The sequence below is a fragment of the Agarivorans sp. D1326 genome, from assembly GCF_056958115.1.
This window is the reverse complement of sequence record NZ_JBTWEN010000005.1, coordinates 207,115-222,323: the sequence shown is the minus strand read 5'-3', so window position 1 is coordinate 222,323 and position 15,209 is coordinate 207,115. Positions and strand designations below refer to the sequence as shown.

Annotated in this window: 9 protein-coding genes; 4 read left to right on the top strand and 5 right to left on the bottom strand. The window is 45.6% G+C overall.

The annotated features are described in order from the left end of the window. Positions 1-14 precede the first annotated feature (14 nt). The 3 genes from ACYFDN_RS11815 to rep all read right to left on the bottom strand — a co-directional run bounded on the left by ACYFDN_RS11815 (position 15) and on the right by rep (position 6,620). A complete protein-coding gene (locus tag ACYFDN_RS11815; RefSeq protein WP_483511254.1) occupies positions 15-3,020 on the bottom strand; it encodes an alpha-amylase family glycosyl hydrolase in 3,006 nt (1,001 codons plus the stop codon). Positions 3,021-3,295: 275 nt separating this feature from the next. Beyond that, positions 3,296-4,396, bottom strand: coding sequence for a phosphotransferase (locus ACYFDN_RS11810; protein ID WP_483511252.1), 1,101 nt, complete (start codon positions 4,394-4,396; stop codon positions 3,296-3,298). A 196-nt stretch (positions 4,397-4,592) separates the two neighbouring features. Next, positions 4,593-6,620, bottom strand: a complete 2,028-nt coding sequence (rep, locus tag ACYFDN_RS11805) for a DNA helicase Rep (protein ID WP_483511251.1) — start codon at positions 6,618-6,620, stop codon at positions 4,593-4,595. A 179-nt stretch (positions 6,621-6,799) separates the two neighbouring features. On the opposite strand from rep, the gene ACYFDN_RS11800 reads away from it, so the two are divergent. The 3 genes from ACYFDN_RS11800 to ACYFDN_RS11790 are packed head-to-tail and all read left to right on the top strand — an operon-like array spanning position 6,800 to position 11,586. Further along, the gene (locus ACYFDN_RS11800; protein ID WP_483511249.1) at positions 6,800-7,366 is read left to right on the top strand and encodes a TetR/AcrR family transcriptional regulator; all 567 of its coding nucleotides are present in this window, start codon (positions 6,800-6,802) and stop codon (positions 7,364-7,366) included. Between the two features lie 15 nt (positions 7,367-7,381). Next, complete coding sequence (locus tag ACYFDN_RS11795) at positions 7,382-8,503, top strand: efflux RND transporter periplasmic adaptor subunit (protein WP_483511247.1); 1,122 nt, start codon at positions 7,382-7,384, stop codon at positions 8,501-8,503. An 11-nt stretch (positions 8,504-8,514) separates the two neighbouring features. Next, positions 8,515-11,586 (top strand): efflux RND transporter permease subunit, encoded by a 3,072-nt coding sequence (locus ACYFDN_RS11790; RefSeq protein WP_016401944.1) that lies wholly within the window; start codon positions 8,515-8,517, stop codon positions 11,584-11,586. A gap of 69 nt (positions 11,587-11,655) precedes the next feature. On the opposite strand, the gene ACYFDN_RS11785 is transcribed toward ACYFDN_RS11790, so the two are convergent. Beyond that, positions 11,656-13,290 (bottom strand): methyl-accepting chemotaxis protein, encoded by a 1,635-nt coding sequence (locus ACYFDN_RS11785; RefSeq protein ID WP_016401943.1) that lies wholly within the window; start codon positions 13,288-13,290, stop codon positions 11,656-11,658. Between the two features lie 171 nt (positions 13,291-13,461). Further along, on the bottom strand, positions 13,462-14,244 hold the full coding sequence (tcdA, locus tag ACYFDN_RS11780; RefSeq protein WP_483511246.1) for a tRNA cyclic N6-threonylcarbamoyladenosine(37) synthase TcdA: 783 nt from the start codon (positions 14,242-14,244) through the stop codon (positions 13,462-13,464). Between the two features lie 417 nt (positions 14,245-14,661). On the opposite strand from tcdA, the gene ACYFDN_RS11775 reads away from it, so the two are divergent. Beyond that, complete coding sequence (locus ACYFDN_RS11775) at positions 14,662-15,189, top strand: DUF4136 domain-containing protein (RefSeq protein WP_483511245.1); 528 nt, start codon at positions 14,662-14,664, stop codon at positions 15,187-15,189. The last annotated feature ends 20 nt before the right edge of the window (positions 15,190-15,209 follow it).

Here is a 15,209-nt window from a genome sequence, read left to right as displayed (position 1 = left end):
GGGAATATTGAGATTTATAGTTTGTCTAAAATCACAAAGCTGTTTGCTGGCACCGTTACTGAGTGGCTGCCGCCGCTCACAGTAATGGTTTGCTCGTTGTAGCTGGCGGCGTCGGTATTTGGCGTAATTAAACGATAGCTACCATTAGCCATGTTATTAAAGGTGTAGCTAAAGCCACTGCCTTTAGTGAGAGCTACATAAGCTACAGCTGCCCCGTTATCACGAGCAAATGCTGCATGATCGCCATCTAGCAATAGGTCGATTTGCTGACCTTTTTGAATGGCTTCAGAGGAGCTGCGCAGGCTATTTAGCATTTTTAAGTGCTTATAGAGCGTTGGCTGGTTAGTTTTGGCGTAGTTAATGCCTTCTGAACCCAGCATCCAACGTGCTACTACATCATCTTTTTCAGTGGTGGTAATGTAGTGTGGCCAGCTTGAATACAGCACCTCGGTGCCGTAGAACACCACCGGCAGACCACGGAACAAGTAGATAAAGTTTAGGTTATTGAGGTACTGCGTTTCACTCAATACACCGTTAGCTCGGGTAACATCGTGGTTATCTACAAAGGTAGCTAGATAGGTTGGGTCGTAAATGCCAGAGGCATCGCCATCGGAACCAGCAATACGGGCGTAGCCATTGCCGTCGTCAAACCCGGCTTCCCCTCTAAAGGCTTTGCCCATCCAACCAGGGAAGTCCATGGAAGAACCATGTAAGTCCAACATGTGGAATTTTTTGCCTTGGCCATTGTAGATTAGATCAACCGCCGACTTGCGATCACCTGTCCACGCTTCGCCTGCCATGTAGAAGTTGTCGTTGCCTAAACTACGAGCATGAGCATCCATTTCTAGGGTGAATCGTTCCCAGAAATCAGCAGTCATATACGATACCGTATCAATACGGAAAGCATCTACGCCATGGTCGATAAAGCGCTTATAAACATTGATTAGATGTTTAGTCGCGTTTTGGTCATCGTCACCATGTTCGTTAAAATCAAGCAAGTCGATCAACCAGGTATTCCCAGTACTTGCGTAGCTAAAGAAGCCATTTTTAGCGCCATCCATGTAAGGGTCATTGGTTTCCCAATTCCAGGTTTGGCCATCCATTTTAATCTCTAGCGCTCGGTCAGCCCATTTACTCTTCGAGCCCACTACCGATTGACCCGGTTGACCGTGGTTTACCACGATGTCGAGCATGATCTTCATACCGCGCGAATGCAGAGCATCCACTAAGGCGTCAAAACCTGCCCAGCCATCATTGTCTTTACCTAAAGAGTGTAGATGTGGGTCGATTTTATCGAAGTCGTAACCCCAGTAACCATGGAAGGCCGAAGCCTCGTAGTCGTCGTTGGCGTTAAAGCGGCGGCCTTCAGGCTGTTTAACCACTGGGGTAATCCAAATGGCGGTAAAGCCCATGTCTTGGATGTAATCGAGGTTGTCGATAATGCCTTGGAAATCACCACCATGGTAGTAAGACAAAGGACCGGTTTTGCTGGTATTCGTGTTGTACTTATCGGCTTCACCATTGGGTAAGTACTCGTCACCCCAAATGTTGTTGTTGCTCGTATCACCATCTGCAAAACGGTCGGTCATGATGAAGTAAACATTTTCTTCACGGAAGTCGCCGCTGGTGGTGATGTTAGGGTCGATGGTGTAGTTAAAGGTAGTTACGCCTTGATTACCACTAGCATCTACAGCCAATACTTTTAATACCAAATCAATCCCATCAACTAGGATATCTTCGGCGGTAAAGCTCTGTTGGTTGCATTGACTGAGTGCTGTAGTAGGTATGCTGCCGTCGGTGGTGCAATAAAGCTTAGGCGCTGGATCTTGGTTGTCGCTAACACTTAAGCTAATTTGTTGCGCGGTGGCGTATCGGCCGCCTGATGGAGAAGCGCTAACCACAGGGGCTTTCGTGTCTTCACCTTCAATCTCTGTTGTGGTGATTTGTTTGCTGCTGGCATCAAAACAAATATCGTAAGTGGTATCTGGATTAACCGTTACATCAGCGCTTGGATAATTTTCTGTCCAATCGCCAAAGTGATCCACTTTAAAGCGAGGGTTATTGCTGCCAAAACTTTGAGTGGTGCAATAGTTATTGCCATCGCTGGTGGTCATTGCAGTGGTTTGCCAATCATTAGGTGTGCCGCGGAAGTACCAAGTATCTGCTGGGGCGTCGCTAATGGTGTAATCAAAACTACTCACTGCGGAGTTACTGCTTTCATCAACCGCAAGCACTTTTAGGCTTAAATCAACGCCGCTGGCCACGACATCGCTAGCAGTAAAGCTTGCATTGTTACATAGCGGTGAAGCTTGAGTAGGTATTGAGCCATCGGTAGTGCAGTAGATATTGGGCGCACTGTCTTGATTATCGCTAACAGTTAAGCTGATTTGCTGAGCTTGGGTGTAAGAACCCGCTGCAGGATTAGCGCTTACTGTAGGAGCTTGAGTATCTTCTGTGGTGGTTGGCGTTGCAGTGATTTGTTTTGAATCGGCGTTAAAACAAATCTGGTAGCTAGCGTTGCCAGTTACTATAAAGTCTGCTGTTGGGTAAGCTTCGTTCCAATCGCCATAATGGTCGATTTTGAAACGAGGGTTATCGTTAGCAAAACTCTGGGTAGTACAAAAGTTTAGGTTATCGCTACTGGTCATGGCTGTGGCAGCCCAACCATTGGAAGTACCGCGATAGAACCAGCTATCCTCTGGTGGCTCTATCTCTCCACAGCTTGCAACTTCTGTAGTGCTTATATTTTTGCTGTCGCTAAAAAAACTAATGTTATAGCTCTTGTTAGCATCAACCCGCACATCGGCGCTAGGGTAGGCTTCGTTCCAGTCGCCAAAGCGATCGATTTTAAAGCGAGGGTCATTGCTACCAAAACTTTGGCAAGTGGTGTATTCGGTTCCTGAAACTACCGCAAGGGGAGTGGATTGCCATTGGTTTGGCGTACCCCTAAAGTTCCATTCGGCTGCCACAGGCGCAGACAGCAACGTCGCCCCCGCGAGAGCGATTGTTAACTTGTTCATGGATCCTTTCCTTATACTGTTTTTCTTGCTGTATTTTTAACCACCCGGTTATGGCGAAAATTTTGTAAATTCGCTCAACGCTAGTGGTTTTTAATCATTGTTATAGTTGTTCGACCACGGCGCAGATCATTCTGCTGGCCATGGCTATAGCAATGTTAGAGAAAAAACATAAAGGAAGGATAAAAAATGTACAGAAATGTGAACCTGTCATCACAAAGGTATCAAGATAAGTTGATACCTTTGTAAATAAAGCTTAACGGTTTGAATTGTAGGATTTATTTCTGTTGGTACTGGGCCGCTAGTTGACGGTAATCTTGGTATTTTTTGATTAGGTCGACCTGTTCGAGCTCTGCGTTGTCAAACAACAGCGCGCCGTTGTTTTGAAGTTGTAAATAAACAGTGGCAGCCATGGTGATGACTTTGTCGATGCGCTTTAAGGTCATTGGGGTGCAACTCTTGCCACTAATGTCGTCGGCAATGTCTAAACAGTGGGAGCGGAAGCTTTCTGCAATAAATAGATTTTTCAGTGAACGCTCGTTGTCTAACGCATATTCCCAGCGTTCAATAATTTCTGTTTGCCATTGGATAATTGCAGGCTGAGCATAGTTTTGTTTTAGCCAAATGAGCTTTTGGGTATAAACATCTAATGCGGCTTCTTTTAGCTCACGATAAATCGCGAGTTGGTCTGCAGCGGTCATTACGTCTTGATAGCGCAGCAGGTAACCAAATACATTGCGCGTTTCTAAGCGCTCTACTGCGTGAAAATCCGGTGCTGCTAAGCCATCACTATTAAAGTGCTCTAATGGATCGTAAGGATACATGTAACCAAAGTCGAACAAGTGGATTTGTCGGCCGTCGTAAATAATGTTGCCAGGAGATAAATCCCACTCCATTAAACCTGCTTGTTCTAGGGCAAATTGGGTGTCGAAGATCTGCCTAAAAATCTCACGACTAAAGCTACATAATGGTTTGCCGTCAATCCAAGGTGACAACATAAAACCAAGGCGATAGTTGGCATACAAGGTGGTTACGATGTGTTGGTAGGCTTTAGCTGTGCTTGGTTTGTCTTTAAGCGCTTGAATATCTCGGCGGCGTTGTACTTCGTTGAGGAAAGAGGTTTCACCATCCACATTGTGCACTAAGGCTTGAGCGCGACGTTTCTTGAGGTTGTAATGGCGGCCATTAATACACAAATGATATACAACAGCGGTTAAACCACCTTCGAATACTTCTACTACGTAGGGAGAGTCTGCGTCTAGCGCAGCCAATTGTTCTGGCGGCAAGGGGCAGGCAGCGGCATCACCCACTATAATATTCTGCCCACCTTGTTGAAAATGCAGTTGAGCTTGTTGACGTTGTTCAACTAATGCATTCATCAGTACTCTCCATCCTTGATTACTTTTTTGTGAGTTTATTCTCATAAAACCTTGGAGTAAGGCGCTTTTATGGGATGAAAACCGTTTCGGTCACAAATATGTTGTGCCTTTAGAAGGTAATTAGCGCAGGATCACATTTAAGATCGTTGATCTTAAATATGACCAAATGATGTTAATTAACTAAGGATGGTGAAATTTAGCTGTTGTTTTTGTTGAGCGCGGCTCGCAACGCAGCAATGCCTTTATTGCCTTTTTCTTGGCGTTCTTCAGCGGTTTCCTTTTTACGGCGTTGCTCCCACACTAAATCGTTTTGTGGCAGCTCGTATAAAAAACGGCTTGGTTCTGGTTTGATTAGCTCGCCAAACTGGCGACGCTCTTTCGTTAAGGTGAAGGTGAGTTCGCGCTGGGCCCGAGTAATCCCTACATAAGCAAGGCGACGTTCTTCTTCTACATTGTCTTCATCAATACTGCTTTGGTGCGGCAATAAACCTTCTTCCATGCCGATGAGGTACACGTAAGGAAACTCCAAACCTTTTGAGGCGTGTAAGGTCATTAATTGAACCTGATCGCTTTCTTCGTCTTCTTCGCCACGTTCCATCATGTCGCGTAAAATCAGCCGATTAACCACTTGTGGCAAGGTCATTGGCTCGTTGTCGTTATCACCTTCGAGCATGCCACTTACCCAGCGAAATAGCTCTGAGACATTCTTCATGCGCATTTCTGCAGCTTTAGGGCTGGGGCTGGTTTCGTAAAGGAAGTCTTCATAGTGAATATCGCGGATCATGTCGCGTACAGCTTGCTGAGCATCTCCTCGCTCAACACGCTTGGCCAATGCCAGTAACCACTGACTAAACTCATTCACTGCATTAAGTGCGCGGGTAGGCAGAATACTGGTCATAGCGATGTGAGTGGTGGCAGCAAACAAACTGATTTGTTGCTCGTTGGCGTAGGTACCCACTTTTTCTAAGGTCGTTGGGCCAATTTCGCGACGTGGTGTATTGATGATACGCAGCAAGGCGTTGTCGTCGTCTTGGTTCACCAATACCCGCAGGTAGGCCATTATGTCTTTGATTTCGGCACGGGCAAAAAACGAGGTGCCGCCACTAATTTTATAGGGAACACGGTTGTTCATTAAGGTTTTTTCGAGCAACCGAGACTGGTGATTGCCGCGGTATAAAATGGCGTAATCTTGGTAATTAGCGTTATTCATAAAGCGGTGACCAATTAACTCGGCTACTACCCGCTCAGATTCTTGTTCTTCGGTTTTCGCAAAGAGAATCTTAAGCGGTTCACCGTAGGCTAACTCGGAGAACAGCGATTTCTCGAAAATATGTTCATTGTTTTCGATAAGGATGTTGGCGCACTTTAATATCCGCTGGGTTGAGCGATAGTTTTGCTCCAGCATGATCACTTCTAAAGCAGGGAAATCTTTTTGCAGCTGCATCAGGTTTTTAGGCTGCGCACCACGCCAAGAGTAAATGCTCTGGTCATCGTCACCAACCACGGTGAAGCAGGCGCGTTCCTGGGTAATTAGTTTTACCAGCTGATACTGGCTGGTATTGGTATCTTGATACTCATCTACCAATAAATATTGAATGGTATCTTGCCAACGTTTACGTACTGCTGCGTCGTGCGTGAGCAGCAGCGTAGGCATTAATATTAGGTCATCAAAGTCTAGTGCGTTATAGGCGGTAAGCTGACGCTGATAAGCTTCGTACATGTGGGCAAACAGTTGCTCTTGTTGGCTCTGCCCGGTTGCCCTTGCCACCGCTTGCGCTGGTAGCACCAGATCATTTTTCCAGTTAGAGATGCAGCTTAGTAGTTGCTTTAATAAGTCTTTGTCGCCTTCGAGTTGTTTTTCGGTGAGCTCTTTAAGCAAGGCCATTTGGTCTTGGTCATCAAATAACGAGAAGTTAGGTTTTAGCTTTAGGCTGCGGTATTCACGACGAATAATGTCTAAACCCAAGGTATGGAAGGTACATACCCGTAATCCCCGAGATTCTTTGCGCCCCATGGTTTGGCCGACACGTTCTTTCATCTCGCGGGCGGCTTTGTTGGTGAAGGTTACCGCGGCAATGTTTTTTGCCTTATAGCCACAGTTTTGAATCAAATGAGCAATTTTGTTGGTAATAACCCGTGTTTTACCACTGCCTGCGCCTGCTAATACTAAGCAGGGGCCAGATACATAACTAACGGCTTTATCTTGTGCGGGATTTAACTTCACGGAGCTTTCCTTCTAAACGGGCCGTGCATTTTAGCCGATCAGAGAGGGCTGATCTACGCCGCTTTAACGCTTTCATATTCTTTAACAAAGGTAAGAATTCGTAAAATGAACAATTATTCATTGATTGTTTTTTGATGAGGAATATAATCGCGAAAAATACTGAACAAATGTTCATTTTTATGATTTCCGATAAACGCTTACGTATATTGATGGCTGCTGAGGCGCTGATTAACAAATCAGGGCTTGAGGCTGTGTCTATTCACCGCGTGGCCAAGCAGGCAAAAGTAGCTACCGGTACCATCTATTTGTATTTTAAAGATAAAGACGAGTTGATGGCGGAGCTTCACGAGCGTAATTTGCGTTTGTTTGCCGAGGCCTTTTTGGCAGATGTCAATACGGCACAGAGCTTACAAGAGTGCCACAGTCGTTTGTGGCTAAATGCACTACACTACCATCAAGAAAATGTGAATGTGCAACGCTTGTGGGTCCATTTAGAGACCTTGCCTAAAAATGCTCGTCACAAAGCGCTTATCCAGGAATTATTTAAACCGGTAAAACTTTTTTTTAGCCGTGGTGTCGAACAAGGCTGCTTTAAACCTTTACCAGGCGAAATGTTATACGCCTTGGCCTTTGGCCAAATACTTGAAATTTGTCGCTTTTCTCAACTTCGAGAAGCGAATTTTACAAAGCAAGACATGGATGCCGCGCTTTTAGCTAGCTGGGATGCTATTACCATACACCCTTAGTGATTGGAGTGGGAAATGAAAAAATGGATGGCAATCATGCTAGTCATAACAGTGATTCTGTTTGGTAGCGTGTTTGGTTTTTACCTATTCAAACAAAAGATGATTGCCGAATTTATGGCTAATCGACCGGTGCCAGAAATGCCTGTGGAAGTTGCTACAGCTAATGCAGAAGACTGGCAGCCAGCAATTGAATCAATTGGATTTATTGAGCCCTACCAAGGTGTAAATATTAGTAGCTCAGTGGCTGGATTGGTGACTAAAATTCACTTTACTTCGGGTGACACAGTAAAATCGGGTGAACTATTGGTGAGCCTAGAAGCTGACGTTGAAAAAGCTAACCTGGCTAGTGCTAAGGCCAAGCTTCCAGCGGTTAAGCGCCAAATGGAGCGTAATAAAACCTTGCTGGATCGTGGTTCGGTTTCGCAAACCCAGTTTGATGACTCGGAAGCTAACTACCTTGCTTTGGTCAGTGATATTGAAGCACTTAAAGCCACTATTGAGCGCCGTGATATTCGCGCTCCGTTTAACGGTGTAATGGGCATTCGCCAAATCAACCTTGGTCAATACTTGCAAGCGGGTGACGACATTGCTCGTTTAGAGAACCTCGATCATATGTTGCTGCGCTTTATTGTGCCGCAAAAAGACATATCGCTTATCAATGTTGGTACCGAGATTGAGCTTAACTCTGATGCTTATCCTGCGCAGTGGTTTAAAGGCAAAATCACTACCATTGAACCTACCGTTGACCCACAAAGTGGTGTGATTCAGGTGCAGGCTACCATTCCAAATGCTGAAGGGCTTTTACGTTCTGGCATGTACGCCAGTGTACGTATTTGGCAAGCGGTGCAGCCTAATCAAATTGTGGTGCCACAGCAGGCTATTTCGTTTTCCTTATACGGTGAATCTATTTACGTACTAGAAAGTGAAACCGCAGATGACGGCAGCGAAGCCTTAATTGCTAAGCAACGTTCAGTAACGGTGGGTGAACGTCGCGGCGATGTTGCTGTGATCGATAAAGGCGTGAACGCCGGCGAGCAAGTAGTGGTTTCTGGTCAAGTGCGTTTACGTAACGGGGCTGTGGTTCGTATTGTTGAAGATAGCTTCGTACAACGCGACCAAAACTTGCCAAAAGATTAGGAGCGTAGGTCATGAGATTTACCGATATTTTTATTCGGCGACCGATATTAGCGCTGTCTTTAAGTTTGCTGCTGCTGATTATTGGTATTCAATCAGTATTTAAGCTGCAAATTCGCGAGTATCCAGAGCTAACCAACACGGTTATTACTGTGAGCACCGCTTATTATGGTGCGCCTGCAGAAGTTATTCAGGGTTTTATTACCCAGCCATTGCAGCAGTCGATTGCTGAGGCGGATAACTTAGATTTCTTGGAATCTAACTCTTCTATGGGTAGCAGTACCATTACCGCTTACATGAAAACAGGTGCCGACCCAGATGCTGCACTGTCGGAGATTATGGCTAAAGTAAACGCTGTACGTGCGCGTTTACCCAGTGAAGCCTTAGATCCCAACATTTCGCGTTCAACCGGTTCTAGTACCTCGATTATGTACATCGCCTTTAGCAGTGATGAGCTAAAAGCGGCGCAAATTGTTGATTATGTAAACCGTAACGTGCAGCCGCAAATGGTGACGGTAACGGGCGTTGCCAAGGCCAATGTTTACGGGCCGCAGTTGTCGATGCGGGTATGGTTAGATCCAGTAAAACTGGCGAACCATAAACTTACCGCTGCAGAAGTGGTTAACGCTCTGCAAAACAACAACTTTAGGTCGGCACCGGGTCAAGCTAAAAGCCGTTTCTTCCTCTACAACGTAGAAGCTGATACCGATCTTAAAACCCGTGCCGAGTTTGAGCAGTTGATTGTTGCGCGCAGCGAAAGTGGCATTGTACGCTTAAACGATGTGGCTGAGCTGGAGCTGGATGCAGCACGTGAAACCGTGCGAGCGAAAGCCGATGCACAAACCGCAGTTGTGGTAGCCATTGACCCAACTCCTACTGCCAACCCGCTAACCGTTGCCAAGTTGATTACCGAAATGCTACCCGACTTGGAAGCTAACCTTCCAGATAGCATGGGTATGCAAGTACTTTATGATTCAACGGAATATATTGAATCGTCGATTAATGAAGTACTTACCACCATTGTGGAAGCCACCATTATTGTTGTGGTTGTGATTTTCTTGTTCATGGGTAACTTGCGCGCGGTACTCATTCCAGTTATTGCGATTCCGCTATCGCTGATTGGTGTGTGTTTGGCGATGCAAGCCTTAGGTTTCTCGCTAAACCTATTAACCTTGTTGGCGATGGTGCTGGCTATTGGTTTGGTGGTGGACGATGCCATTGTTGTGGTGGAAAACGTGGACCGGCATATTCGCCAAGGGATGAAACCCTTTGATGCTGCCATTGTTGGTACCCGCGAAATTGCCTTGCCGGTAATTTCGATGACCATTACTTTAGCTGCAGTGTACTCGCCGATCGCCATGGTAGAAGGTTTAACCGGCGTATTGTTTGCCGAGTTTGCCCTTACCCTTGCGGGTGCGGTTGTGGTATCGGGTTTTGTTGCCTTAACCTTATCGCCGGTGATGTGTTCGGTACTGCTTAAGCACAACCCTAATCCGGGCCGTTTTGAAGTAGGTGTTCATAAGTTCCTAGACAGTTTAGACAGTGGCTACGACAAACTTGTTGGTGGAGTATTAAAGTACCGCCCTGTGGTGGTGATTTTCGCCATTATTGTGATGGGCTCTTTGTACCCGCTACTGAAGATTATTCCTACTGAACTTGCACCTGCCGAAGATAAAGGCGCTGCAATGATTATGGCTAATGGTCCGGCTGGGGCAAACATTGACTACATGGATCAATACACCACCGAAGTGGGTCGACGCGGCATGGCCTTAGACGATATTGCCAGTGCATTTACCTTAGCGGGTATACCTAGTGCGACCCAGGGGTTAGGCTTCTTGAACACCACTTTGTGGGAAGATCGCACCATGAGCCAAGATGAGCTGGTTAAAGCGATTCAAGCCGAAACCGCCGACATCGCTGGTGTATCTGTCGCTTCGTTCCCGCTGCCGGTTTTGCCCGGTGCCAGTGGTGGTTTCCCGGTACAGTTTGTATTGCAAGGTACCGGTGATTACCGCACTTTGGTGAGCCTAGCGCAGGAGCTACAACAAGCTGCTATGCAAAGTGGTTACTTTGTCTTTACCGACTTAGACACCAAGTTCCAAACGGCAACCTTAGACATTAAAGTTAACCGTGATAAAGCTGGTGCCTATGGGGTGAAAATGGCAGACATTGCCAGCACACTAGGCACTTTAATGGGCGATGGTTACATCAACCACATTAACTATGATGGTCGCTCTTACGAGGTGATTCCTCAGGTTAAGCGCGAAGACCGTTTAAGCCCTGAGGCAATTGGTCAGTTCTATGTGAAAACCGTTGATGGCAGCCCGGTACCCTTGGTTAACTTGATTGAATGGGATTTAACCGGCCAGCCAAGTTCGCTATTGCAAATGAACCAAACCAACTCGGTAACCTTAAACGGTGCCTTAATGCCAGGCCAAACTATGGGTGACGCGCTTAAGTTCTTAGAGCAAAAATCTGCTGAGATTTTACCTAAGGGTTATGGCTTTGAGTACAAAGGTGAATCTCGTCAGTTTGTGCAAGAAGGTTCGGCCTTGTATGCCACTTTTGGTTTAGCATTGGCGATTATCTTCTTGGTATTGGCTGCGCAGTTCGAAAGCATACGCGACCCAATTGTGATTATGGTGTCGGTACCGCTGGCGATTTGTGGTGCCTTGCTGATGATGGGCTGGGGCTTAGCGTCACTCAATATCTATACCCAGATTGGTATGATTACCTTAGTCGGTTTGATTACTAAACACGGTATTTTGATGTGTGAAGTGGCTAAAGAGCGTCAAATCTTGAAAGGTGAAGATAAGATCACCGCGATTCGTCATGCTGCCCGAATTCGTTTGCGTGCAATTTTGATGACCACCATCTCTATGGTTGCGGGCTTGGTACCATTGCTACTCGCTGTTGGTCCAGGTGCAGCAGCACGCTTTGATATTGGTATGGTTATATGTGCGGGTCTATCTATTGGTACAATATTTACATTGTTTGTATTACCAGTGATTTACTCTTACCTAGGTGCAAACCATAAACCTGTTCCTAGTGTTGATCACTTGGTAGGTGATACGGTAGCCGACTAAGCCAATACTGTAGCTAGTAAAAAGCCCAAGCAATTGCTTGGGCTTTTTTATAATCGCGATACAAATGGCTTAATAAACAAAGCGTTTAAGTTGCTGATTAAAGTCATCGGCTAATTGATTAAGCTGAGCACTAATTTGATTAGACTCATCCACTTGCTGAGAGTTTTGCGCGGCAACATCGGCAATGCGCTCGATCAGTGAAGCAATCTCGCCAGCAACAGTGGTTTGCTCTTTTGCGGCAGAGGCAATGTGTAAGTTCATTTCATTAATGCTGCCAATAGAGGTAACAATTTCTGATAGCAGGCTTTCTGCTGTTTCTACTTGTTCTACAACTTCGTCGGTTCGGCTTTGGCTTTGCTCCATGGCTGTTACTGCATTGTTAGCGCCACCTTGAATCTTCTCGAGAATGTTTTGAATTTCGCTAGTACTTTGTTGGGTTTTTTGCGCCAAAGTTCTTACTTCATCGGCTACCACAGCAAAGCCTCGGCCTTGTTCACCGGCACGCGCTGCCTCAATCGCTGCATTTAACGCCAGCAAGTTAGTTTGTTCGGCAATGCCTTTAATCACATCCAATACTGCGCCAACATTATTGGTATCGGCGGCTAAATCTTTAACCACTTCTCCTGCATGGCTAATATCAGCAACTTGAGTATTGATGCTGGTGATAACCTGCTTCATCGCTTCGGCGCCATTGTGTGCGGTTAAGTCGGTATTGTGGGTGGTATCGGCGGTATTGGCGGCATTTGTTGATACTTCGTTGGCCGAGTGCGACATCTCTTGAATGGCTGTGGCCACTAAATCAGAGCTTTCACGTTGTTGGTGAGTTCCTTTCGCGAGATCTTCTGACATGTTGTTTAACATGTTAGATGAGTTATGCAGTTGTTCACCCGATTGGCTTAAGTCAGACACGGTGCTGAGTAAAAACTGCTGCAATTTGCGGGTGGCATTGGCCAGCTTGCCTAACTCATCGCCACGCTCTAGCTGCACGGTAATATTGAGTTTGCCATTGGCTAGCACATCTATGTCTTCTACTAGAGAGTTAATGGGCGTAATGCATTGGCGCTCCATAAATAAGAAGCTAACAAGAATCACTAGCAGGCCACTAATACCAATGATGATGAAGCTGATATTGCTCACCTTGTGGGCGCGCACAGTGTTTAGTTCGACCTGCTCGGCGGTTATCGATTTAAGTTGGTCGCTAAGCTGCGCCATTGATTTAGAGGGGGCCCTATCAATGCCTTTTACCGCTTTATCGCCAACTTTAAAATCAAATCCTGCTGCTTCATATTCGGCTTTGCCTTTAGCGTAAGCGGTGCCGAGTTGTTTATGTGAAGCTAAAAATTCTTCTGCAAGTTTTGCCAGTTCTGGGTAATTGGCTTGTCTTAGCTCTGTGACCAGTTTGCCAACCTGTTGCTGAACCTCTTTTTGCTTATCTTGGAAGCGATCCCAATACTTTTTATTTTGCTCTGGGTCGTGACCACGCAGAAGCACGTTTTTCCATTCTTGGATTTGAGTTTTAAAGGCGATGTGGGACAGCAGAGCCACTTCTTCAAGGTGTACTTCGTTATGAGTGAGTTTATCAAAGCTGTTTGCGGTTTCTCTTAGGTGCAGCGCAGTGTATATGGCTACTGCCATAAGCAGCACTAACGAAGCAACAAGAACCGACAGTATTTTGAAGCGTAGGCTGGTTTTATCCCAAGACATTTTTGCTCTCCTTTGCTATTGAATTAAGCATAGAACAGCAAACTTAAAATACTAGAAAACCTTACTTTTTTGCGGTTTAGCCAGTAATTATTGAGGCTTGAGTAGTAAAAAAAGCAAAAAATAGTTTGGCTTTAAAGCTAAGTCTTTGAATGTTTTAGCTTATATGCCAATTTACTGGCTTTTGGCAGCGAGTTTTTTCAGCACTCGAGACACGGCTGCAAAGGCAAAACTCGCGGTGAGGTGAGTGACCGCACCAAAGCCACTGCTGCAATCCATACGCATAGTTCCGCCCGCATCGGGTTTAGCCATACAGGTTTCACCATCACTGCTTGGGTAAATGAGTTGCTCGGTAGAATATACGCAATCTACCCCAAACTTACGTTTCGGATTTTTACTGAAGTTGTAGAATCTACGCAGCTCGTTGCGGACTTTGGCTGCTAGGGGATCTTGAATGGTTTTGGCCAAATCTGTAATTTGAATTTGCGTAGGATCTATTTGCCCGCCTGCGCCACCTACCGTTATGAGTTTGATTTTGTTGCGTTTACAGTAAGCAATTAAGGCTGATTTAGCTTTTACGCTATCAATGGCGTCAATCACATAATCAAAGTCTTTGGTGATGTATTCACTAAGGTTATCTTTAGTGACAAAATCTTCAATTTCTAGGCATTCGCAATCTGGGTTGATCTGCAAAATACGCTGACGCATTACCTCGGTTTTTGACTGACCAACAGTGTTAGCAATAGCATGGATCTGACGATTGGTATTCGTGGTGCAGATGTCATCGAGATCTATCAGGGTGATTTTACCAATGCCACTTCTAGCTAAAGCTTCTGCTGCCCACGAGCCAACGCCACCAATGCCAATTACACATACATGAGATTGTTGGAAGGTGTTGAGCGCCGAGCGACCATAAAGGCGGGCAATGCCGCCAAAGCGTTGTTCAAATTGAGACATGATAAACCACTATAAAAATAACGGTGGCGATTATAACAAAGCCTTGGTACTTGGTTAAGCATTAGGGTCTGTTGATCTTTGCTGATGGTTTTTGCAGCAATTAATTAGCCATTTAGGCAAGGCAGTGAGTGTGCAGTTAAGTGGGCTTAATAATCACTCGCTAACGCTGAATAAACGGCTAAGAAATGCTGCCCGAAGGGTTCGGATAAGCGAACTTTACTCTTTGTTAAGCACTTCTTGCTTAGCCCACTAGGCTTCTAAGTGCTCGCCGCGATTAAAGCCCGCTTATCTCGAACAAAATTTCAACACCAAAGATCAACAGCCCCTAGTCACAGCAATAATGGGTGGGGTAAATTGGCGTACTTGTGTTAGATTTAAGGTATTGAAATTTGTGCTTATAAGCACTTGGAGTGAACTATGTTTCGAATTTTTGCGATTGCGTGTTTGTCATTTATGGCCGCCGCATGCACGGTAAAACCAGCACTAGATTACAATGTTGATCAAGACTTCTCTCAATTCAAAGATTTTGCCTTTGTGCCAATGCCAGAAGATGCAGTGGCAACCATTGATGGTCAACGAATTGAACGTGAATTAACCGCCCAATTGCAGGCTAAAGGTATACCTGCGGTAGCGGTTGAAGAAGCCGATATGCTGGTCGACTACCGGGTCGATATAGCAACGGAGTTAGAATCATACGGCGGTTCGTTCTCAGTGGGCGTAGGCCGCAAACACGGCGCAATTGGCGTAAGCTCGCCTGATCGCTATAAAGAACGTAAGTACGGTAAGTTAGTTGTAGAGTTTTTTGACCCCGCGACTAATGCCTTGGTATGGCGCTCAATTTCACAAAGCCAGCTGCGTGAGACCATGGGGCCAGAAAGTCGCGCAGAGTTCATCAATAAACAAGTAACATTGATGTTAGAGAACTACCCACCAAAATCTAAATAATAGATTCAATTACCCGCTAA